Here is a 21,215-nt window from a genome sequence, read left to right as displayed (position 1 = left end):
ATGAAATATGATGCTTTTGTTGTGGGCGGTGGCCCATCGGGGGCCACGGCTGCCGAAGATCTGGCCCGCGCCGGCCTGCGCGTGGCGCTGCTGGACAGGGCAGGGCGGATCAAGCCCTGCGGTGGTGCGGTGCCGCCCCGGATGATTGCTGATTTCGCCATCCCCGATCATCTGATCGTCGCCAAGATCCGCTGTGCGCGCATGATCTCTCCCAAAGGGCGGGCCGTCGATATTCATATCGAGGGCGGCTTTGTCGGCATGGTGGACCGCGAGGATTTTGACGAATATCTGCGCGACCGTGCCGCCATGCATGGGGCCACGCGGTTGACCGGCACGTTTCTGCGCGTCGAGCGGGATGCCAGTGGCACCCATGTCGTCTGGCGTGACAAGACCAGCGGTCAGGAAACCCGGTCGCCGACACGGCTGGTGGTGGGGGCCGATGGGGCCCGTTCGGCTGTGGCGCGGGCCGAGGTGCCGGGCGGGGCCAGCATTCCCTATGTCATCGCTTATCAGGAGATCATCGCCGCCCCTGCCGCCAATGCCAGCTATGATCCAGACCGGTGCGACGTGATCTATGATGGCCGCATCTCGCCCGATTTCTATGGCTGGGTCTTTCCGCATGGCACGCGTGCCAGCGTTGGGATGGGAACTGAGGTGGATGGCATTGATCTGAAGCAGGCCACTGCCGCCCTGCGCGATATGGCGGGGCTGACAGGCTGTAAAACCCTGCGCCGAGAGGGCGCGCCGATCCCGCTGAAACCGCTGGACCGTTGGGACAATGGCCGCGATGTGGTTCTGGCGGGCGATGCGGCGGGTGTTGTGGCGCCGTCGTCGGGCGAAGGGATTTATTATGCCATGGCCGGGGGCCGGGTCGCCGCCACCGCCGCCCAAGCCTTTCTGCGCAGCGGGCGGGCGGCCGATCTGAAACTGGCGCGGCGGCTGTTTCTGAAAGATCATGGCACTGTGTTCAAGGTGCTGCGATCAATGCAGGATGCCTATTACCGCAGCGATGACCGGCGCGAGCGTTTTGTCAGCCTGTGTCATGACCTTGATGTGCAGCGCCTGACCTTTGACGCCTATATGAACAAGCGTCTGGTGGCGGCAAAGCCCTTGGCCCATGTCAAGATCGGCGTCAAGAACCTTGCCCATCTGCTGGGCCTTGTTGCCCCGGAGTGGACATGACCGGGGCGCTGATCCCGGCCTTTGTCGGGGGCCAGTTGTGCCCGGTGGACAAGCTGGAGGTGCACCAGCGCGGGCTGCGCCATCCGGCGGTTTCGGTTTTTGTGATGCGCGGCGATCAGGTGCTGATGCAGCAGCGCGCGCTTGGCAAATACCACACGCCCGGTCTGTGGACGAACACCTGCTGCACCCATCCGTTCTGGGGGGAAGCGCCCCATGACTGTGCGGCACGGCGGCTGAGGCAGGAAATGGGCCTTGCGGGTCTGGTGTTGCGGCGGGCAGGGGGCGTGGAATATCGCGCCGATGTGTTTGGCGGGCTGACCGAGCATGAGGTGGTGGATATTTTCATCGCCGAGGCCCCCCAAGGGCTGGAACCCGTGCCAAACCCGGATGAGGTGGCAGCCGTGGCCTGGATGGGGATTGGGGAATTGCTGGCCGATCTTGCGGCCCGGCCCGAGCTTTATACGCCCTGGATGCAGATCTACATGGCCCACTATCGTCACCTGATCTTTGCCGAGGCCCCCTTGGCCTGAAGCCAGTTCTGGATGGCAGCGGCCACAAGATCTGCCTTGTCTTCCTGCACCAGATGCCCGCCGACAATCGGCTGACAGGTTGCGCCGGGTATCGCCTGTGCCGCCTCATGTGATACACGGGGGGGAACGGCCTTGTCATCCTGCCCCGCCAGCAACAGCACCGGGGCGTTGATCTTGGGCAGATCGGCCAACAACGGGTCAAGCCGCCAGTTCGCCATCATGTCCAGCGCGCCCCGCACATGGCTGGGGTCGCGCACCAGATGCAGATATTGTTCGCGCCCTGTGGCGTCGATCTGCGATCCGGTGCCCGCCAGCAGGCGGTTGATGGTGCGCGCATTGCCCCACAGGCGGGAAAAGCCCGTCGCGGCAAAGGGCATGGCGGACAGGGCCTGCGCCATCACCGGAAACAGCACCCCGGCTGCGCCCTCGAAATGGCCCAGGGCGGCATTGATGCCAATCACGGGCAGGCCCGGCGTGGTCAGCGCCATTTGCAGCGCAATTGCCCCGCCCGCCGAATGGCCGACCACGGCGGCAGGCTGGATTTGCAACGCGGTGCACAACTGGCCCAGATCCGCGGCCAGCGGGGCAAGCGCAATACGGTGGCGCGCCCCGGTCTGACTGGCCCCTTGGCCGGGCAGGTCGGGCACAATCAGCCGCCAATGGGCCGCCAGCAGCGGCATCAGGTTGCGAAAGCTGTGCCCCGAGGCACCCAAACCATGCAACAGCAGCAGGCACGGGGCCGTGGCAGGGCCGGTATCAACCACCCACCAGCGGTGCGGCCCCACCCTGACCGATCTGCCAGCAGACCGGTAGGGCCAGGTTTCGGGCAAGTCGCGGGGGTCCATGGCCTAACTCTCCAAGCTGGCCTCAAGCACCTGCGCAAGGCGCCCGGCACTTGCGCGGGGCAGGGCAATATACTGCGCGCCCATGCAAAGCGAAAGCTCGGCCAGCCGGGGCTGCGGGCGTTGTGCAACGTCGATCACCAGCGCAGCGGTGCCCGCAGCACGGATCGCGCGGGCCAGTTGCACGGATTGCTGTTCGGCCAAGGTGCGGTCCGGCTGGCCGTCAAGCGCGATATTGCCGCGCCCGTCGGTCAGGATGGCGATGGTGGGCGTCATGCCGCGCGCCTTGGCGCGCAGGGCGGTTACATAGGCCAGCTTCAGCGCCCCGGCCAAAGGTGTCGCGCCGCCGCCGGGCATGCTGCGCAGGCGGTTCTTGGTCAGCACAAGGCTGCGGGTCGGGGGCAGCACCAACTCGGCCTGATGGCCGCGAAAGGTAAGCAAGGCCACATGGTCGCGGCGGCTGTAGGCGCGGGCCAGCAGCAGTTCCACCGCCCCCTTGGCCTCGGCCAACCGGGAAAAGGCAGCAGAGCCCGAGGTGTCAACGGCAAAGATCAGCACCCGGTCAGACAGGGTCTTGGTGCGGCGAATGTGCAGATCACCCGGATCGACCAGCAACGCCTGTGCCGCCCGTTGCGGGTTGGCCTGTCGGCGGATGGCCTGCCAGGGCGCTGCCGCGCGCAGGGTGGCGATCAGATCAAGCCGGTTGCCCGATTGCGGGCGCCCCTTGCGCGACGGGATCGGTCGCCCCCGGTGATTGCCGATGCGCGCAGCCCCGCTGCCCGATGCGCCCCGCGCCGCCCGTTGGGCGCGTGACTGCGCAAGCCGTTCCAGCAGGTCTTGCGGCAAGGCGGCGCGGGCTGCCTCGACGATCACTTCGGCGGGCAGGGGGTCGCTTGGGCCAGGGGGGGGATCTGCGGGCTGATCCCCCGGACTTGGATCTTGCGGGGGGTCTTGCGGGGTTTCTGGGGGCGGTGTGGGCTGGCTTTCGGCCGGGGCGATGCCGCGATGCGCCAGTGTCAGGGCCGCAGCCCGTTGCAGATCGGCCAGTTCTACCACCTGCCGCCCTGCCAGTGCCGCAAGACAGCGCGAGACCGCCAAGGTCAGGATCGGCGCGCGTGCGCTGATGATCGCCAGTTCTGCACAGGCCTTGACCACATCGGTCACCGTTTGATGCGCCACCTTGACCGACGGCAGCAGTTGCCGCGCGGCCTCGATCTGGGTGACGGGGGGCAACAGCAGCGGGTCGGGCAGGCGGATCTGATCCAGATCGACAAACAGCCCCAGCCGATCGGCAAGGCAGGGCGTCAGGCCTTCGCCGTCATCGGCGGCTTCGTCCAGTGCAATCAGCGCATGGCGATGATGATCCATGGCCTGCGCGATGCGCGCCGACAGCCCCGGTTGGCAGCGTTCCGCCATCGGCAGCACCAGAACCGAGGCTTTGTCGAGCAGCCCCTGCCGCAGGACGGGGCGGCCCGCGCGCAGGCTCGAGGCCGTATCAAGGCTGGCATAAAGTGCGTCATCGCCGATGTTGGGCGACAGCTTTTGCAGCGGCAGCGGCAAGGGCAGGGCGGCCAAAGCCTCGGTCAGGCGTTGACGCACGGGCCCGGCCCGGCCCCGCAGCCACAGGCCACCAACCGAAACCGGGTCCACCGCCAGCACACAAAGCGCCGACCAGAGGGGGGTGTCTTCCATATCACGGAAGCGTTTCTGCAACAGTGCGGGCCACGCGGGCCCCGGCCCCGGCCTCGTCCAGCGGGTCGCGCCGCAGACGGTGCCCAAGGGCCATGCCCGCCACCTGGCGCAAATGGGCGCGCAGGATCTCGGGCGCGCCTTCACTGGCGGCCAAGGCCCGCGCGGCGCGCAGCAGCGTCAGTTCCCCGCGCAACCCATCAGACCCCAGCGCGATGCACAGGGCGGCGCAATCGTGCAAGATGGTGTTGGGTGTCTTGACCCCGGCCAAGGCCGCCCGGCCCGACAGAATGCTGTCCCGCAAGGCGGCATCCTGCGGGTGCCATTCGGCCAGAAACGCGTCGGGGTCGGTGTCATAGGCATCGCGGCGCTGGATCACCGCCACGCGGGTGTCAATGTCGCGGGGGCTGGTCACCTCGACCGACAGGCCAAAGCGATCAAGCAATTGGGGCCGCAGGTCGCCTTCCTCGGGGTTGCCCGAGCCGACCAGCACGAACCGGGCCGGATGCCGGATCGACAGGCCGTCGCGCTCTACCACATTCTCGCCCGATTGGGCCACATCCAGCAGCAGATCAACGATGTGATCTTCCAGCAGATTGACTTCGTCGATGTAAAGATAACCGCGGTTGGCGCGGGCCAGCAGCCCCGGCTCAAAGGCCTTTTCACCGCGCCCGATGGCGCGTTCAATATCCAGCGCCCCCACAACCCGGTCTTCACTGGCCCCCAAGGGCAGATCGACCATCGGCGTGGGTTTGGAAATCAGCGTGGTTGCGGGCAGGGTGACCCAGTCGGGGCAATGCTCGGGCCGGGCTGAGTTTACGGGGCAGCCTTCAACCGCCTCGATCGGGGGCAGCAGCGCGGCCAGGGCGCGCACGGCGGTGGATTTTCCGGTGCCCCTGTCACCAAAGACCAGAACCCCGCCAATGCCGGGGTCGATGGCCGTCAGGATCAGGGCCAGCTTCATATCGTCTTGCCCGACGATGGCGGAAAAGGGAAAGGGTTGGCGCCGGGGGCGTTCGGCAAGGGGGCGCAGATGGCTGCGCGACGAATGGGGGGCGGCGGTGGCGGCGGTCATGCGGCATCCCTTTTGCTGTTGGCATGGGCCAGCCGATCATGGCCACCCCATGTGCCCGCGGTGCCGATGACCCGGAACCGCGCGTAAAGTTCTTCGGAAAACCAGTCACCCGCCCGCACGGCCCGCACGGCCTGCGCATGGGGGCCATCGGCATGGGCAAAGCTGGCCATGGTCTTGGCATCGGGCCAGATGGAAAAGGTGACCTGATGCAACAAGGGCACCTCGCCAATGCCGATCTTGAACACCACATTCGGGTCTGAGCCGATGGCGTTTGAAATCTGCGGCACCCGGCGCCAAAAGCGTAGCGCATGGCGGGGGCGCACGGTGGCGCGGGTCAGAAAGGCCATCGGCCCATCGGCCCCTTTGCCCCCCGCGGGCAGGCTGGGGGCAAAGGGCGATTGTCCCGCCCAGTGGCCGCGTGCAGAGCATGGGTCCAGAAACAGGGTCCAGCTTTCGGCAGCGCGGTTGCGCCAGCCGTGCCAGACCGGGCTTTCGGCGATGCCCCGGCGCGCGGCAGCCTGATCCTGCCAGACCGCCAGAATCGCCCAGACCTGCCAATTGGGGCGCGGGGTAAAGCCTTCGCCCGTGCCTGATCCGCACAGCTTGTAAAAGCCAAGGCCCGGTTCACGGCCCAAATGCCGTCGCGCCAAGGCCATTTGTCCGATCACCCACAGCCGCGAAGCCATGTCGGGAAAGCGGAACAGGCTGAGAGTCGCGAGCGAGATGGGAGATCCTCCGCATGGATGTGTAAGTTTAGTGTTACACTTATTGGCGCATGAAGAAAGAAGAAAAGCCAATCAAAGCGGCAATAAAAAGGAGAGTTGTAAATCTGAATAGACGGTTTATCGTGGGGCAATGACACATATGCACCCCATCAAAGACCCCGCAGGAACTGGCCAAGCCATCGTGATCGGTGCGGGGTTGGGGGGGCTTGCCTCGGCCATGCGGCTGGGGGCAAAGGGCTGGCAGGTGACAGTGCTTGACCGGCTGGATCGCCCCGGCGGGCGCGGGTCGTCGATCAGCCAGGGCGGGCATCGGTTTGATCTGGGGCCCACCATCGTGACCGTGCCGCAGGGCCTGCGCGATTTGTGGCAGGCCTGCGGGCGCGATTTTGACCGCGATGTGCGGCTGGTGCCGATGGACCCGTTCTATGAAATCCGCTTTCACGATGGGCAAACCTTTACCGCGCGGCAAGACGATGCCGCCATGCAGGCCGAGGTGGCGCGGATCAGCCCGCGCGATGCCAAGGGCTATCAGCGCTTTTTGCGCGACAGCGAGGCCCGCTATCACTTTGGCTATGAAGATCTGGGCAAGCGCCCGATGGACAAGCTGTGGGAGACGTTGAAAGTGATCCCGCGCTTTGCGGCGCTGCGGGCGGATCGGTCGGTTTATGGCCATGCGGCGGCGCGGGTGCGCGATGAACATCTGCGCTTTGCGCTGTCGTTCCACCCGCTGTTCATTGGGGGCGATCCGTTCAACGTGACGTCGATGTATATCCTTGTCAGCCATCTGGAAAAGGCCTTTGGGGTGCATTACGCCATGGGTGGCGTGCAGGCGATTGCCGAGGCCATGGTGCGGGTGATCGCCGATCAGGGCGGGCGCGTGTTACAAGGCGCCGAGGTGGATGAGATCGTGCTGCGCAATGGTCGCGCGGGCGGGGCAAAGCTGGTCGATGGCACGGTGCTGCCCGCGCAGGTGGTGGTGTCAAACGCCGATGCGGGCCACACCTATGACCGGCTGTTGCGCAATGCCCCGCGCAAACGCTGGACCCCCGCCCGGTTGCGGCGGTCGCGCTGGTCGATGGGGTTGTTTGTCTGGTATTTCGGCACCAGGGGCACAGGCCGGAAGTGGCGCGATGTCGGTCATCACTCGATTGTTGTGGGGCCGCGCTATCGCCAGCACATCAAGGATATCTTCATCCGCGGGCGTCTGGCCGATGACATGAGCCTGTATGTCCACCGACCCAGCGTCACAGACCCAAGCTGTGCGCCGGCGGGGGATGACACCTTTTATGTGCTGTCGCCCGTGCCCCATCTGGGCCATGCGGGGGCTGTTGATTGGCAGACCGAGGCCGAGCCTTACCGTCAGAAAATGCTGGCGATGCTGGAAAGCCGGTTGCTGCCGGGGTTGTCTGCCCATGTCAGCGAAAGCCTTGTCTTCACGCCCGAGACGTTTCGTGCGCGCTATCTTTCGCCCTTTGGTGCGGGCTTTTCGATCGAGCCGCGGATTCTGCAATCGGCATGGTTTCGGCCGCATAACGTGTCAGAGGAACTGCCGGGCCTGTATCTGGCTGGGGCGGGCACGCATCCCGGTGCCGGGGTGCCGGGGGTGATTGGCACGGCCGAAATTCTGGGCCAGGTGGTGCCCGATGCCCCCCGCCACGCGGCAAGCGCGCCAAGGCTGGCGGCCGAATGATTGCCGCCGCTGACATAGAGGCCTGCCGGGCCATGATCCGCACGGGCAGCCTGTCGTTTCATGCGGCCTCGCGTGCTTTGCCGGCGCGTGTGCGTGATCCTGCCCTTGCGCTTTACGCCTTTTGCAGGGTGGCGGATGACGAGGTGGATGAAGGCCACGACAAGGCGGGGGCCGTGTTGCGGCTGCGCGACCGGTTGGACCTGATCTATGCGGGCAAGCCCCGCAATGCCCCATCGGATCGGGCATTTTCGGCGGTGGTTGATGCCTTTGACATGCCGCGCGCATTGCCCGAGGCCTTGCTGGAGGGCTTGGCGTGGGATTCGCTGGGGCGGCGCTATGACGACCTGTCGCAGTTGCAGGCCTATGCGGCGCGGGTTGCGGGGTCGGTTGGGGCGATGATGTGTGTGCTGATGCGGGTCAGGGATGAGGATGCGCTGGCGCGGGCCTGCGATCTGGGCCTGGCGATGCAATTGACGAATATCGCCCGGGATGTGGGCGAGGACGCGCGGGCCGGGCGGCTGTTTTTGCCGCTGGAGTGGCTGCATGCGGAAGGCATTGATCCGGCTGCCTTTTTGCGCGACCCACAGCCATCTGAAGGCATCCGCCGCTGCACAAGGCGTTTGTTGCGGCGGGCAGACGGTCTTTATTGGCGCGCGGCCACGGGGGTGGCGCGGCTGCCTTTGGATTGCCGGGCGGCAATTTATGCGGCGGGCCATATCTATTCTGCGATCGGGGCGCAGATCGGGCACAGGGGCTTTGACAGTATCAGCCACCGTGCGCGCACCTCACGCCCGCAAAAGCTGGGGTTCTTGGCGCTTGCGATGGCGCAGGTGGGCGTCAGTCTGGTGATGCCAGCCTCGGCCCGGTTGCATGCGCGGGCAGAACCCGAGGTCGCCTTTCTGGTAGAGGCCGCCACCCGCCGCACGGCGGCGCGGGGCCGGTCAGAGGCGTTGTTTGACGTTCTGGCCCAGCTTGAGGCCCGGTCGCGCGGTCTGGCGTAGCCGGGCGCTGCCGTAGGTCAGCCGGCGGTCTGGCCCGATAGGGTGATCTGATCAATGCAACTGACCACATGATCCACGGCCTCGATGGCCGTTTCTGCCGCCGTGGTGACAGCAGCAGGGGGCAGGGCGGTGCCAAGCCTGCGTTCAGCCTCAAAGGCCAGATCGCCCAGATCGGAAAAACCCAGCGTTCGGGCCACCCCGGCAATGCGGTGCACGATCTCGACGGCCCGCAGAAAGAACCTGCGCGCGTCAGGTTCGGTTTCGGCAAGCACCATCAGCGCATCCAGTTCGGCGGCCCGGTCGGCCAGACTGGCGACAAAGCGCCCGCGAACGGCCGCCACCGATCGGGCCATGGCGTCGTTCAGGGGCTGGGGGGGGTGACTGTGGTCCACCATCGTCATGCAAAGCCGCGCACGAGTTTGGGCTGCACCGCATCAGCCCTTGGCGACCGCGTGGTGGCACGGGTTTTGCCGGGCATGGTCAAAAGGGCAAGCGGATTGCCCGCGGCGATCAGGCTGGGGCGATACACTGGCCCCACCCGCAGGTTCAGTGGGCAGGGAACGCCGCTGTCCAGGCTGGGCTCGGCCATATCAAGAAGGGCTTGAATGGTCATCAGCGTGTCGGGGTCGCTGACGCTGGATTTGCGGTGCAAGACCGCGACAAAGGTGCCGTTGCCCACATAGGTGACAAGGTGATTGTCGCGCTTGAGCCCGCGCACGATGGCATCAGCGGTATCTGACAAGATGTCATAGATTTCGACCGGTGTGGCGAAGCGCGTCATGGTGTCGAAACCGTCGATGGTAAAGGCCACGGATTCGCTTTGCCATGTCATCCAGCGGGTCAGGCGCAGCAGATAGTTTTCCATCGCAACCAGACCCACGACGCGCGGCACATCGACGATCTCAACCGGGCCATCGACATCAAATGCCATGCCTGGTTCGCGCGCCGAGCGCAGACGATCGATTTCGCAATTGCCTTGGGCGACCAGATGGTTTTGGCGCACGATCCGTTCCACCGTCCGCAGACGCGCGCCCAGTTCAAGCGCCTCGAACGGTTTGCTGATGTAGTCCAACGCACCGGCGGCAAAGGCGCCGTCGATATAGTGGCGTTCTGACATCGCCGTGATCATCAGGATCGGGGCATTGCGATACTGATCCATGCCGCGAATGCGCGCGCAAAGCTCGATCCCGTCCATGCCGGGCATCCGAATGTCGAGAAGAAAGGCATCAAAGGGACGGCTTGTCTTGACAAGAATATCAAGCGCCTCGTGCCCCGAAGCCGCCATCACCAGATCGTCATAGCCAGAGCTGGCGAGGGCCCCGAACAACAGGTCACGGGCGAAGTGGTCGTCGTCTACTGCCAGCAGTCTCATCGCGGTCATCCTTGCGTCGTCACGTCGATTGCCTGAACCGCCATGCCGTTTGCGATCATTGATCACGGTGTTCTGGGCGGCTTCTTCTTAGGGTTGCATCGTATTGTGGCAAGAATGCGGAAAGGGCGGTGCAATTGCGTGGTCAGGCCCGCAGCCTGACCACCTGCTGCGATTGCCAGGCGGCGTGCAATTGCGTGCCAAGTTCCATCGGGTCAAAGGGTTTTGGAATCACGGCCAAGGCCCCATCGTCCAACAGCGCCTTGGCAATATCGGGCTGCACGCGGGCTGTCATGAAAATGGCTGGCACATGCTCTAGCCCCGGGATCTTGCGCAAAGCGCGCAGCGTGTCTTCGCCGCTCATCTCGGGCATCATGTAGTCAAGCAGGAAGAGGTCGGGGGCAAAGGCTGCGGCATCGGCAATGGCCTGCGGCCCAGAGGCGCACTGATGAACGTCGAGCGAGCCGACCACCTCAAGCGCCATTCTGGCAATCATTCTGATATCATCGTCATCATCGACATGAAGGACTTTACACAATTCTCTCATACTTCTCACTCCCCTGCGGGGTAAGCCCGCATCAAAAAACAATAGAAATGAATATGTTCAAAAGTAGGAAATCAATGTGGCAAAAGCTGTGCCTTATTCGGCAGCAATTGCGGTGCTGCCGGTGTCATCCTGTTGTGATGCCACACTGATCGGAAGATCGACAAAAAAGGTGGTGCCTTTGCCAACGGTGCTATGGAAATCAAGTTTCCCCCGATGCGCATCGACGATGGTTTTGGAAATGGTCAGGCCAAGCCCGGTGCCTTTGCGTTTGCTGGTGTCCACATTATCCAACTGGGCAAAGCTTTCGAACACAGCCTGGCGGGCGCTTTCCGGAATGCCGGGGCCATCATCGCTGACCGTCACCCGAAAGCGGTTTTTCCGCTGCTCCAACCCGATCCGCACGGTGCCGCCCGTGGGTGAAAATTTCGCGGCATTGGACATCAGGTTCGACATGACCTGCATCATGCGATCGTAATTGATGTCTGCGGTGGCAGACTGCAGGGATGTTTCAAGCGCAAAGCGCACATTGTGTTCGTCGCCATAGCCTTTGTTCATCGAAACAGCGTCAGACAAGAAGGCCACAAGGTCGGTTGGCTTGGGCGTGAAATCCATCTTTCCGGCGCGGATTTTCTCAAGATCCAGGATGTCGTTGACCACAAGCAACAGCCGTTCACTGTTGCGGTCTGCGATTTCAAGAATGGGGCGCATCTCATCGCTGATCGGGCCCAGAACCCCGGATTTCAACAGCCGCAGCGCGCCCTTGATCGACGTCAGCGGCGTGCGCAGTTCATGGCTGACCACCGACACGGTTTCCAGTCGGGCGCGTTCGATGCGTTTGCGCTCGGTAATATCGCGCAGCACCGAAACGAACAGCTCTTGCCCGTCGTCGGCCGTGTAGATGCGGGTTTTCACTTCGACCGGCCCTTTGGCCTGATCGACTTCGACCGTTACGGACTCGGTCTCTTTGGTGAACAGGGGGGCCACATAGGCCCGGAAGGCGCCTTCCTCGAATGCCGGATCGCAATCCGAGATCCGCTTTGAGGTGATGGTTTCCGGCGACATGTTGCACCGATCCATGGCCCGCAGATTCATATAGCGGATCGCCAGGGTATCGACGTCGTAGATATAGACTTCATCATGCAACTGGTCGAACAGCGTCTTGAGAAACCGCGCATCCTTGGCCTTGCGGGCGTTTGTAACATCGGTGCGGATCGCCACATTCTTGATCAGGCGGCCACTTTTGTCGTGAAATGGCACAACAGTGCCCTGCATGCACAGCATGCTGCCATCTGCCCCCCGAACCCGGCTTTCGCCTGTCCAGGTTTGGCCTGACTGTAGTTGGCGCTGCATGTCGAGAAAGGTCTGATCGTCGCGCCCGTCCCAGTGCAAATCGGCCTCTGACATGCCCAGCAACTGGTCGCGTGTTTTGCCGAAGGCGCTTTCAAAGTTTTCGTTCACCATCAGCAAAATGCCATCGCGATCCGTGACGCTGACGATCGCATGGGCCTGCAAAGCCCGATCTTGCAGATCAAATTCGACAGCTTGATGTTCCATCAACGAGGTTTGCAGTCGCAGGATGTCTGTCCGGCGGCGCAAGGCCAGCCCAAGGGTTGAGATGAGCAGAAAGTAAAAAACGAAAAGTTCAGTCGAATTGTTTGCCAGCAAAACCTTGATCTGAGACGCCGCAGGCCCCCCAAAAAGGATTGCGCTGAAAGCTGCGATTGTCGTGGCGGCGGCGATCAAAATGATCGCGACGCTAAAAGTCCTGTTGTGTCCAATACGTTGCATTGCGAATTGCCCCTATGCACAAGAAGCCCGACCGAAAGGTCATCAATGGTCTTCCCGTTGTGGGTATAGCCTTGCACCCAGACAACTTTGGGTCGTGTTTGTGGCGTTTTGGCGGCAGGTTTCTTAACCAAGCCTGCCGTCAGGCAACCTGTTTGGATTGCACCGAAAAGCCCGTTGCAGCCCCAGTCGTGGGAAGCAGAATCGTAAAGCGGCTGCCTTGGTTTTCTTCGGTGTCACAGGCGATCTTGCCGCCGTGCAGTTCGACCAACTCTCGGGTGATGGCAAGGCCAAGCCCCGATCCGCCATGCTTGCGCGTGACAGAGCCATCGGCCTGCCAGAACCTGTCAAAGATACGGTCGCGGTATTTCGGGGCGATGCCGGGGCCGGTGTCTTCCACGGTGATCCGCACCCTGTCACCTTCACAGCGGCTGCTGACGCGCACATGACCCGAGTCGGTGAATTTTACCGCATTTCCGATCAGATTAAGCATGACCTGCCGAAAGCGGACCCGATCCACCCAGACCATCTTGGGCGTGCAATCGTCAACCAGTGTCAGCCCCTTTTGACTGGCCAGAGTCGAGAATTGCAGCAGGCATTCTCTGATCATCGGGCAGAGTTCGACCGCCTCGGGGGCTAGGTTCAAGCCACCGTTGTGGATCTTGGCCAGATCCAAAGTGTCGTTGACCAGATCCAGCAGATGCTTGGCCGAGGCCTGCGCCCGCTGCGCATATTGTTCGGTTTCGTTCAGAAACGACTCTATCCGGGGGCGCAGATCTGATTTTGGGATGTCAGGGTCATCCAGGGCTTTCATCAGCGCCTTGTGGCTTGGCAGTTTGCCGGGGGCCGCCAGAAACGCGACAAAGCCGATGACAGATGACAGCGGGGTGCGGATTTCATGGTTGATATTGGTCAGGAATTCCGATGTTGCGCGGTTGGCCGCTTCGGCCTCTTCGCGGGCATGTTTCAGATCGGTGATATCGACACGAAAGCCCACGATCCCACCGTCCGAGGTCTTGCTTTCTGACACCCGCAGCCATGTGCCATCATCCAGCTTTTGCTCGATGATCCTGTCGGCACGCTGGTGGGCGGCCAGGCGCTCTTCCAGCCAATCTGCCTCGCGCCCGACGGCCTCGGGGTATTGCCCGTGGTCAAGACCGCTGATCAGAATGTCGCGAAAGGGGCGGCCCGGCTGCAACACATCGGCCGACTTTTTGTAAATCTCACGATATTTCGAATTGCACATGACCAGTCGGTCTTCGGCATCAAACAGGGCAAAACCGCCGTCAATGGTTTCAACGGCATCGGCAAGCTGTTGCTGGGCCACCTGACCCTTGTGGCGAAAGTGATGCAGCACATGGTTTGCGATCATGGCAAGCCCGGCAAAAAGCGTGGACAACAGGGTGATCACGACAAGGTTGTTGCCAACCGCCGGCCATCCCGCCACGGGCACCAAGCCCAATTCCCAGGTTTCAGATTCGACACCAAAAGGCAGGGTCACGGCATCCTGATCAAAAATCGCCTGATCGCCCAAGATATGCGCCGGACTGCCGGCCGCCTGCTCTTGCCGGCGAATGGCGATTTTCAGGTCGTCAAGCTTGGCTGTCAGGCCCGATGCTGTAAAAAATGCCGGGGCATCCAGCACGATAGAGACAATATCATTGTCGCGCCCGCCCGGAACCGGCACGCGCAGAATCAATCCTTGCCCGCCTTGCACCAGTTCCATTGGCCCGACAAAGGTGGTCCGCTGCTGGTTCAGCGCCCGTTCTATCCCAAACCGCATGTCCGGATTATTCTGAAAATCCACCCCCAAGGCCGTCTCATTGCCCGCAATGGGATAAATGCGCGTAACGACCAGATTCTGGACAAGAGCGATGTTGCGGATATCCAGCATGTCTTCGCGCAAGGACGCAGCAAAAGACTGATACTGGCTGTCTGTCATGTCAGGGTATTCTTGCAGCGCGGTGGCCAATGTGCTGCCGATCATACGGCGCTTGGTCAGTTCAGCGCTGATTTGACCCGAAAGCAGCGTGCCACGCTCTAGCAGGTTTTGATGGATGTCGGCGACTGTATGTTCGCGATCTTCGGCTTCGAAAAGAAAGGCACCTGTAAACACGATCGTTACGATCAACAGATCAAGACCAAAGAGCTTGGCGCGCCCCGTCTTCTTCATCACTACACTGCCCTCATGCATTCGTCTTTTTGTCGCATTGACGTGCAGGCTGTCGGGAAGTGTCGAAGACATGGTCTGTCAGCAAAAGGCCGATCGTTTTGTCTTGGTCACCCCCAAATTCATGCTGTCAATCCCTGCTTCATGCCATTTTTCGGAGGTGCATTGCAACCTTTAGGGGAAAATCAGGTTGCCTTGGCAGAAGACAGAAGAATTTTGGAACAAAAATACATCATTCATCATCTCGAGATGCCACTGCTTGGGCCAATCTGGTGGGGGTGTGGCCAGTTGACCGTTGGCTCAATGGGAACAGCGGCACGGCTGGGCAGGGTGGGGGCCTACCGTTTCAGCGCCGACAAAGGCCGCTTCAGCCGTGCCAAGTTGGCCATAGGCGCCAGAATCGGCCTGACAACCGCCGTTAGGGCATTTGCTTTTGCTTTGAACGCGTCGGCTACGTCGGCTCGAGGCAGGGCCTTGGGCAGGGACCGAAGGTTGTTCCAGATCAGCCCAGCCACATCGCGCAGGAATTCGATCACCAGATGGGCGCAAAGCCCGAACACAAAGCACACAGCCGAGATGATCAGGATCTGTGCAAGATGTGCGCTGAATAACCCTGCGATGATCAGGACAAAGGCTGCCCAGAAAGCATAGACAGAAACCTTTCTGTCCTTCACCAAGCCTTTGAAGAACGATTGCCATTCTTTGACCAGCAGTTCTACTGCAGATTCAGGCGGCGCGTCCAACGGCGATGGAGGAGGAGCTGTTTGATCTGAAGCGATCTCTTTGATGGCTGGGAACGCGCGCAGACTGAGTTCTCGTTTTTGTTCAACCATAATCTGGCGAATATTGGCCATCACCTCGGCCTCGACATAGTCATGTGGCTTGCCTTGCAGGGGTTCGATGCCTTCGGGAAGGGAGAAGTAGTTGTGCGGGCGGGTAATTGTGCGCCGCGCAGACGGATGCGACACCGCGTCTTTCAGTTGCTCTTGCCCTGTATCGACAATCAGGATGCCTGAGTCTTTGCCCTTGGTCAGCGCAATCCTGCGCAGCGACGAGATATCCTGCACCGTCATCTCGATGGTTGGCACAGATATGGGTTCGGCCAAGTCCTCACGACTTGCAAGATCCAGCATGGCGTCGTCAATGGGTTTCAGACCCGTTTTCACGCGCACGGAAAGTTGGGCGTCGGATTTCGGCGTTTTGGTCATGCTTTCAAATAAGGCATGTGCCAACTCATCCACCGCGGCAAACTGGCCGGCAGTGTGGTCAAAGGGAACCGAATTAGACATTGCAGAACCTGGCATCTTTGAGGACGCCCGCCACCCATTATGGTAAATAAAAGACAAATGTGGCGGAAACATGGCAAAGGTGGCCAACCTGATCTCATTCACGCCGTAAATGGGCAGGATGAAGGGCCTGACAGCAGGCCCTTTTGAGGCACCACCCGAGCGATGGGCCATGCAAAAGCGGGAATGAGCCGCCCTTTAGATGTCATCACCCTGCATTTGTCGCGCCGCCGCGGCCCCCAAAGAGCCGGAAATGCGTGTGAATACATCGTCAAAGGCCGCAAAAAGGGCTGCATTGATCCTTTGCCCGGCGTCACTTTCGGAAAAGGCGATATAGGCGGCCAGGTCGTTATCGCTGAGCGGTTGATAGGCAAGCGCAAGGAAGGGGAACAACCAATCTTCGGTTTCTGCCCGCACATCGGCCTCTTGCGACCAGACGTCCGACAGCATTTGATCTTCGGTCATGTCTTCGGGAAAGGCGCCGGTGCTGGCCATGCCTTTGTAAAAGGCAAGATTGGCATTCAACGCCCCCATCACATTCGACTCGATCAGATCATTCGTCTGGGCGAATTGCTGCAATTGAGCCACGCGTGGGTCATCATTGGCCTGCATATCCTGCCAGGCCACTTTGGCTGCGTCTTCCACCGCCGGGTCAAGCAGGGCGCGACGGGCCTCGATTTCCAGTTTTAGCGCCGTCTGGCCTTGGGCCGAGGCGAAGAACGACTGAATCTGGCCCAGCATCGCAGGGTCTTGGGACAGTTCACGCGACAGGGCGGCGTCAAACGCCTGGCGCATGGCAACGCTGTCGTAGATTGTGGCCACGATCGCATCCCACCGCGCGCCACCGCTGCCGGGGAACATCTCATCTTCCAGCGTCTGGCCATAGGCGATGCCTTCCTCGCGCATCACCGCGATGATGTCATCCATCAGCATCGTATCGGCCAAGGCCACAACGGCTGGATCTGCAGGCAGAACCTGCACCGCTTGCGGTGTTTCAGACAAAGCACCGCTTGCAGGCAAGGCCAGGCCGATGACCAGCAGGACAGAACGGGCGAGGGGGGGCAAAAACATTTACAATTCCGGTTCGCTGAAGGGCGTTGCCTAAGAGCTAAGGGCTTCTCTGCCCTGTGCCAAGCCACATTGACGCACGCCCTCGTGAACGGCGGGACACTGCCGAAAGAAATACCGCAAGAAAGTTGTTCGAGGGGACTTGCAAGCGCCGCGCAGGGCGGATAGGAACCGCGCCACGAAGACCACACCAAATGCGGAGAGGTGCCGGAGTGGTCGATCGGGGCGGTCTCGAAAACCGTTGAGCGTGCAAGCGTTCCGTGGGTTCGAATCCCACCCTCTCCGCCACTTGCACATTGCTAACCCGAAAACAGGTCCCTCGCGGGGCCTTTTTCTTTATGTGCCAAAGGGGTTTGCAGGAACAATCCGCCCTTCGGAGACTGGCCGACTGCGCGAGATCGGTCTCCAAACGCCCACCGACTCTTTCCATCCGCCCCTCGCTCTCGGCGAGACGGGTTCAAAATCCCCATATATTTCAGAGAACTGACCGGATCGCGCTGCGCCCATGTTTCGCTGGTTCCGGCTTGTCTCAAAACAGACGAAGGCGCGACACGGGCGGCGTGGTGGTTGGTATGTCTTGGTAGTTTTGCGCGAAGTCTCTGATGACAAACGCAGTTTGCGCCCCTAGCCTGGCGCGATGTCGAACGGGGCCTGGACCGATCAAGAGAACGACCTGATCGTCGCGGATTACTTCGCGATGCTGGCCGACGACGTATCTGGTCGCCCCTACAACAAGGCCGAGCATCGGCGCGGGCTTCTGCCGCTGTTGAATGATCGGTCCGAGGGATCGGTCGAGTTCAAGCACCAGAACATCAGCGCCGTGTTGAAGGGGCTCGGCGAGGATTGGATCACGGGCTACAAGCCTGCCTTCAATTTTCAGATGACGCTGGTGGATGCCGTGGCGCGTTGGCTAGCGCTGAACGCTGCACTCAGTTCTGCGACCAACTCTTCCAACGCGTATGCCTGGTCACCAAAACGCTTCCCGAATTCCCGGTTCAGGCGCGACTCGTGGCCGGTCCAATGCGCGCACTCGTGAAGCAACGTTGAGTAGTAGCCGTGCATAGAGAAGAAATCGCCCCGTTCAGGCATTTGAATGTAATCGCGCGTCGTGTGATAGAACGCCCGATCGCCGCCGTGCCTTACTTGCAGACCTGGCACGGCCTGAACGAACATATCAACCTCGTCCAACCGCTCAACCGGCTGCACGAATTCGAGTGGCGGGTTGTAGCCTTCCACCTGCTCAGCGTTGAAAACAACCGAAGTGCGCAAGATGAATTTCTTGTCGTCTTGCTCTTCACCTTCAGCGGCCTTCATGATCGGCTTCAAGAAGACCACAAGACTACCGCGCTCGCCCTTCCTGACCTTCGCCCCTACCTCGGACCAGTGTTTGAAGGTGCCCCACTTTGCACCGGAAAAACACCGCGCCTGCGCCTCGATCCACAAATGTAGCGTGTTCACGCCCTGGTATGCTTTTCCGGTCATCACATTTTCAGGCCGGCTGCTCATGCTGTGCCACTGCATTTTCCAACCGTTGCCGGTCGCTGCGCCTTTTTCAATGGCTTCAACAATTTTACGCGTCACGTCATCATAGACACTCATTTTCTCTTGACCTCTGTCTGTTTTCAGCAACGAAAAACAGACAGAGGTAAGGATCCCTTGAATGGATCTTTCTAAACTCACGGCCAAAGAACTGGACGAACTCGCCGCAAAGGCTCGCTCGTTCGCAGAAGACAAGCGGAAGCAGGAACGGGTAGAAATAAAGGAAAAAGCGATCAAGCTGATCGAAGACGCCGGTTTCAGCGTTGATGATATTTTCCCATCGCGCTACCAAGCCCCTCCGATCTCTTCGGTCAAGCCGGCAAAAGAAAAAGGCAAGCGCGCGCCTGTATCAGTGAAATACCGTGACCCCGCCAACCCAGAGAACACATGGACGGGCATCGGCAGAACGGCGCGCTGGCTCACGGTCTATGAAGCAGAAGGACGGAACCGGGAAGATTTCCGCTTTCAAGAATAAAAGAAAGGCCGGGGAAATACCCCGGCCTCTTCATTTCTGCTGTCTCAACTGGTCGAACGCGTCTCGCACATCGCGTGGTGACTGAGTGAAGAAGTCTCTGACCAATTCGGCGTCCACCCCTTCCGATCGATATGCCCTCAAAAGTCTGAAGACATCTGGCAAGGCCCTGTTCCGCGTTATCAGCGGTATCAATCGATTGGATGGCAGGTTTTCAAGAAACCGCCCCACACCCTCCAAGGCCTCGCCCTGTATCGATGGGGGCGGCACCTTTCGCTCGAAAACCCACTCTAGCCACGCTCGCTCGCATTCCATGACACCCCTCCGTCGCTGCCTGTATCCAGCAGCGGCGATGGGGTAGTCAGGTTAGGGACGGTTCACCCATGCCGTAAGAACGGCCGTTGTGAGCGGTAGGATCTGCGCCACGATAGCAGCGCGCTGTGCCGCATTGTGCGTCTGGTGTGCCTGTTCCGACAACTGCGCCATCTGCATATGCAGCGGGTCTGCCGGGTCGTATTCGGGCAAGTTCATGTGTTTGAACACATCGCCAACCTGGATAGAGACATTGTGTGCCTCGATCCACTCCTTCACCATAGGCGCATTCAAAAGTGCGCATAGATAGTAAGCCGGCTCCCTGTCGTTGAAGGACGCAAAATAGATTTTGTGGTCAGGCACAAACGGCCTCAACCCAACACCTGGAACAACAGAAGATCCGGCGACGGCGGCAAAGAATTTCGACGACATTTCCGGCCATACCACTTTCCAGGGTTGGAACGTGTATGGTCCGACATTGTAAATGGCGAAATACGGTGCGTTTTCCAGCGCAGAGATCCAGCCCAAACGGACCTCTTCCTCATTCACCCACGGTCTGACACGCCGTGCCTGAATCGCGTTAAACGCTACATCTGCTGTCATCGACGCCTCACAAGTCTATGTTTGGTGCGACCCTACACAGCGTCAGCGGCCTGGCCAAGGCCTAACCAGCAAAAAGCCCCGCCGGAGCGGGGCTTTCGCAGATACTAGATCACCTCCTTTCACATAGTGTCAGCAAGTGCATCAAGTGCGGCAGCGCACCCACGTGGCACGGCGGCAGGTGTCACGTCACGTATCGTGCGCGTCTCGGGCTCCCACTCCTCCTCCCCGTCGTCTGACGGGATGGCGAGCGGCCAGAGCTTCGATGCGCGGTGCACAACAGTCTTGTATGCCATTGAATAGCCCCTAGATTTGCAGACGCCTTGCTTGGTAACTTTGGAAGCAAGGAGAGACACAAGATGGGTAAGCAGGATTGGTTTACGGACGAGTTTAAGCGCGATGCGGTCGCACAGGTTGTTGATCGGGGATACCCTGTGCGCGAGGTGGCTGAGCGTTTGGGGATCAGCACCAAGTCGATCTACACATGGCAGCGTCTGTTTTCGCGCCCTGTGAAAGTGATCCAAGAGGTCGATGCCCAGGCCGATGAGATCCGTCGCCTCAAGCGCGATTTGGCGCGGGCGACGGAGGAGCGGGATATCCTAAAAAAGGCGACCGCATACTTCGCCAGGGGTGAGGCATGAGCCCGCCACTGGTTCGAGGGCCATGCCGAACGTGAGGTATGCGTTCATTGCCGAGAACCGGCTGGTGTTTGCCGTTCGGGCCATGTGCCGGATGCTGTTGGTTCATCCGAGCGGGTTCTATGCATGGCTGCGTGAACCCCTTTCCCAACGAGCGTTGGAGGATCAGCGTCAAACCGTGCTGCTGAAAGCAGGCTTGGGATGACAGCGGCGAGGTGTATGGATACCGCAAGCTGCACGATGATCTGTGTGATCTCGGCGAAGACATCAGCCCCAACCGGGCTTGGCGTCTGGCCCGTCTGGCGGGCATAAGGGCCCAGATTGGTTACAAAAAGAAGCCGGGCTCTTATGGTGGCAGCCCCGCCGTCGTGGCCGACAATACGCTGAACCGCGAGTTCGATGTCAACGCTCCGGACCAGTTCTGGGGCGAGACCTTGTTCGCCATTGGTTCGAGAACAATGGTCGAGCGACATCACCTATATCCGCACCCACGAAGGGTTCCTATATCTGGCCGTCGTGATTGACCTGTTTTCTCGGAGGGTCATCGGCTGGTCGATGCAGGGCCGCGCCTACACCGATCTGCCGCTGCAAGCCCTGCTGATGGCCGTCTGGCGTCGCAAGCCAAAGACCAAGGTCTATGTGCACTCCCCCTCTCGCGGTTTGAAGGCAAACCGCTGCCGGGCAGCGGACCAGGG

18 protein-coding genes, 1 tRNA gene and 2 pseudogenes are annotated in these 21,215 nt (G+C 61.0%); 8 read left to right on the top strand and 13 right to left on the bottom strand.

Going from position 1 to position 21,215, the window contains the following annotated elements; all coding sequences use genetic code 11:
- Positions 1–1,182, top strand: coding sequence for a geranylgeranyl diphosphate reductase (locus tag V3C85_RS05985; RefSeq protein WP_331794183.1), 1,182 nt, complete (start codon positions 1–3; stop codon positions 1,180–1,182).
- Complete coding sequence (gene idi, locus V3C85_RS05980) at positions 1,179–1,712, top strand: isopentenyl-diphosphate Delta-isomerase (protein ID WP_331794182.1); 534 nt, start codon at positions 1,179–1,181, stop codon at positions 1,710–1,712. Before V3C85_RS05985 ends, idi begins: the two co-directional genes overlap by 4 nt.
- On the opposite strand, the gene bchO is transcribed toward idi, so the two are convergent.
- From bchO to crtA, 4 genes are read right to left on the bottom strand one after another with little or no spacing between them, the layout of a single operon-like run.
- On the bottom strand, positions 1,679–2,557 hold the full coding sequence (gene bchO / locus V3C85_RS05975) for an alpha/beta fold hydrolase BchO (RefSeq protein WP_331794181.1): 879 nt from the start codon (positions 2,555–2,557) through the stop codon (positions 1,679–1,681). The two genes, idi and bchO, sit on opposite strands and share 34 nt — an antisense overlap.
- A 3-nt stretch (positions 2,558–2,560) precedes the next feature.
- The gene (locus V3C85_RS05970; RefSeq protein WP_331794180.1) at positions 2,561–4,246 is read right to left on the bottom strand and encodes a magnesium chelatase subunit D; all 1,686 of its coding nucleotides are present in this window, start codon (positions 4,244–4,246) and stop codon (positions 2,561–2,563) included.
- Between the two features lies 1 nt (position 4,247).
- Positions 4,248–5,318 (bottom strand): magnesium chelatase ATPase subunit I, encoded by a 1,071-nt coding sequence (bchI, locus tag V3C85_RS05965; RefSeq protein WP_331794179.1) that lies wholly within the window; start codon positions 5,316–5,318, stop codon positions 4,248–4,250.
- A complete protein-coding gene (crtA, locus tag V3C85_RS05960; protein WP_445941983.1) occupies positions 5,315–6,115 on the bottom strand; it encodes a spheroidene monooxygenase in 801 nt (266 codons plus the stop codon). Before crtA ends, bchI begins: the two co-directional genes overlap by 4 nt.
- Positions 6,116–6,182: 67 nt before the next feature.
- On the opposite strand from crtA, the gene V3C85_RS05955 reads away from it, so the two are divergent.
- Positions 6,183–7,733 (top strand): phytoene desaturase, encoded by a 1,551-nt coding sequence (locus tag V3C85_RS05955; protein ID WP_331794610.1) that lies wholly within the window; start codon positions 6,183–6,185, stop codon positions 7,731–7,733.
- Positions 7,730–8,734: a 15-cis-phytoene synthase gene (gene crtB, locus V3C85_RS05950; protein ID WP_331794177.1), complete on the top strand. Its 1,005-nt coding sequence runs from the start codon at positions 7,730–7,732 to the stop codon at positions 8,732–8,734. The genes V3C85_RS05955 and crtB overlap by 4 nt, the downstream gene beginning before the upstream one ends.
- A 17-nt stretch (positions 8,735–8,751) precedes the next feature.
- Here the strand turns inward: crtB and V3C85_RS05945 are convergent, their stop codons facing one another.
- The 7 genes from V3C85_RS05945 to V3C85_RS05915 all read right to left on the bottom strand — a co-directional run bounded on the left by V3C85_RS05945 (position 8,752) and on the right by V3C85_RS05915 (position 16,962).
- Entirely contained in the window at positions 8,752–9,087 is a 336-nt protein-coding gene (locus V3C85_RS05945; RefSeq protein ID WP_331794176.1) for an Hpt domain-containing protein, read from the bottom strand.
- 44 nt (positions 9,088–9,131) lie between these two features.
- The gene (locus V3C85_RS05940) at positions 9,132–10,106 is read right to left on the bottom strand and encodes a response regulator (protein WP_331794175.1); all 975 of its coding nucleotides are present in this window, start codon (positions 10,104–10,106) and stop codon (positions 9,132–9,134) included.
- 142 nt (positions 10,107–10,248) lie between these two features.
- Entirely contained in the window at positions 10,249–10,650 is a 402-nt protein-coding gene (locus V3C85_RS05935) for a response regulator (RefSeq protein WP_331794174.1), read from the bottom strand.
- Between the two features lie 93 nt (positions 10,651–10,743).
- Positions 10,744–12,204 carry a PAS domain-containing sensor histidine kinase gene (locus V3C85_RS05930; RefSeq protein WP_331794173.1) on the bottom strand — a complete coding sequence of 487 codons (1,461 nt, stop codon included), beginning with the start codon at positions 12,202–12,204 and terminating at the stop codon, positions 10,744–10,746.
- Between the two features lie 373 nt (positions 12,205–12,577).
- Complete coding sequence (locus V3C85_RS05925; RefSeq protein ID WP_331794172.1) at positions 12,578–14,680, bottom strand: ATP-binding protein; 2,103 nt, start codon at positions 14,678–14,680, stop codon at positions 12,578–12,580.
- Positions 14,681–14,943: 263 nt separating this feature from the next.
- Entirely contained in the window at positions 14,944–16,065 is a 1,122-nt protein-coding gene (locus V3C85_RS05920) for a hypothetical protein (RefSeq protein ID WP_331794171.1), read from the bottom strand.
- A gap of 24 nt (positions 16,066–16,089) precedes the next feature.
- Positions 16,090–16,962: a hypothetical protein gene (locus V3C85_RS05915; RefSeq protein WP_331794170.1), complete on the bottom strand. Its 873-nt coding sequence runs from the start codon at positions 16,960–16,962 to the stop codon at positions 16,090–16,092.
- 195 nt (positions 16,963–17,157) lie between these two features.
- Between V3C85_RS05915 and V3C85_RS05910 the strand changes: the two genes are divergently transcribed.
- Together V3C85_RS05910 and V3C85_RS05905 are read left to right on the top strand one after the other, a co-directional pair.
- A tRNA-Ser gene (locus V3C85_RS05910) sits at positions 17,158–17,247 on the top strand.
- Positions 17,248–17,596: 349 nt separating this feature from the next.
- Positions 17,597–17,887, top strand: a pseudogene (locus V3C85_RS05905) (DUF3883 domain-containing protein); the annotation flags it as partial.
- On the opposite strand, the gene V3C85_RS05900 reads toward V3C85_RS05905, so the two are convergent.
- Positions 17,836–18,558, bottom strand: coding sequence for an ArdC family protein (locus V3C85_RS05900; RefSeq protein WP_331794169.1), 723 nt, complete (start codon positions 18,556–18,558; stop codon positions 17,836–17,838). The pseudogene V3C85_RS05905 and the gene V3C85_RS05900 overlap by 52 nt on opposite strands.
- A 61-nt stretch (positions 18,559–18,619) precedes the next feature.
- On the opposite strand from V3C85_RS05900, the gene V3C85_RS05895 reads away from it, so the two are divergent.
- Positions 18,620–18,973 (top strand): H-NS histone family protein, encoded by a 354-nt coding sequence (locus tag V3C85_RS05895; RefSeq protein ID WP_331794168.1) that lies wholly within the window; start codon positions 18,620–18,622, stop codon positions 18,971–18,973.
- 363 nt (positions 18,974–19,336) lie between these two features.
- On the opposite strand, the gene V3C85_RS05890 is transcribed toward V3C85_RS05895, so the two are convergent.
- Positions 19,337–19,885 carry a hypothetical protein gene (locus tag V3C85_RS05890; protein WP_331794167.1) on the bottom strand — a complete coding sequence of 183 codons (549 nt, stop codon included), beginning with the start codon at positions 19,883–19,885 and terminating at the stop codon, positions 19,337–19,339.
- A 356-nt stretch (positions 19,886–20,241) separates the two neighbouring features.
- Here V3C85_RS05890 and V3C85_RS05885 point away from each other — a divergent pair.
- Positions 20,242–21,215: pseudogene (locus V3C85_RS05885) on the top strand (IS3 family transposase); the annotation flags it as partial.

The organism is Pseudotabrizicola sp. L79 (genome assembly GCF_036553525.1).
In the GTDB taxonomy this organism is placed as follows: domain Bacteria; phylum Pseudomonadota; class Alphaproteobacteria; order Rhodobacterales; family Rhodobacteraceae; genus Pseudotabrizicola.
The sequence above is the reverse complement of the archived record's forward strand: the minus strand, read 5'-3'. Positions and strand labels throughout refer to the sequence as shown.

Excerpts from the sequence above, each read along its gene's own strand:
- V3C85_RS05985 (WP_331794183.1), top strand. The coding sequence starts at position 1 with ATGAAATATGATGCTTTTGTTGTGGGCGGTGGCCCATCGGGGGCCACG.
- idi (WP_331794182.1), top strand. The coding sequence starts at position 1,179 with ATGACCGGGGCGCTGATCCCGGCCTTTGTCGGGGGCCAGTTGTGCCCG.
- bchO (WP_331794181.1), bottom strand. The coding sequence starts at position 2,557 with ATGGACCCCCGCGACTTGCCCGAAACCTGGCCCTACCGGTCTGCTGGC.
- V3C85_RS05970 (WP_331794180.1), bottom strand. The coding sequence starts at position 4,246 with ATGGAAGACACCCCCCTCTGGTCGGCGCTTTGTGTGCTGGCGGTGGAC.
- bchI (WP_331794179.1), bottom strand. The coding sequence starts at position 5,318 with ATGACCGCCGCCACCGCCGCCCCCCATTCGTCGCGCAGCCATCTGCGC.
- V3C85_RS05955 (WP_331794610.1), top strand. The coding sequence starts at position 6,183 with ATGCACCCCATCAAAGACCCCGCAGGAACTGGCCAAGCCATCGTGATC.
- crtB (WP_331794177.1), top strand. The coding sequence starts at position 7,730 with ATGATTGCCGCCGCTGACATAGAGGCCTGCCGGGCCATGATCCGCACG.
- V3C85_RS05945 (WP_331794176.1), bottom strand. The coding sequence starts at position 9,087 with ATGGCCCGATCGGTGGCGGCCGTTCGCGGGCGCTTTGTCGCCAGTCTG.
- V3C85_RS05940 (WP_331794175.1), bottom strand. The coding sequence starts at position 10,106 with ATGAGACTGCTGGCAGTAGACGACGACCACTTCGCCCGTGACCTGTTG.
- V3C85_RS05935 (WP_331794174.1), bottom strand. The coding sequence starts at position 10,650 with ATGAGAGAATTGTGTAAAGTCCTTCATGTCGATGATGACGATGATATC.
- V3C85_RS05930 (WP_331794173.1), bottom strand. The coding sequence starts at position 12,204 with ATGGAACATCAAGCTGTCGAATTTGATCTGCAAGATCGGGCTTTGCAG.
- V3C85_RS05925 (WP_331794172.1), bottom strand. The coding sequence starts at position 14,680 with ATGTCTTCGACACTTCCCGACAGCCTGCACGTCAATGCGACAAAAAGA.
- V3C85_RS05920 (WP_331794171.1), bottom strand. The coding sequence starts at position 16,065 with ATGGCCCATCGCTCGGGTGGTGCCTCAAAAGGGCCTGCTGTCAGGCCC.
- V3C85_RS05915 (WP_331794170.1), bottom strand. The coding sequence starts at position 16,962 with ATGTTTTTGCCCCCCCTCGCCCGTTCTGTCCTGCTGGTCATCGGCCTG.
- V3C85_RS05900 (WP_331794169.1), bottom strand. The coding sequence starts at position 18,558 with ATGAGTGTCTATGATGACGTGACGCGTAAAATTGTTGAAGCCATTGAA.
- V3C85_RS05895 (WP_331794168.1), top strand. The coding sequence starts at position 18,620 with ATGGATCTTTCTAAACTCACGGCCAAAGAACTGGACGAACTCGCCGCA.
- V3C85_RS05890 (WP_331794167.1), bottom strand. The coding sequence starts at position 19,885 with ATGACAGCAGATGTAGCGTTTAACGCGATTCAGGCACGGCGTGTCAGA.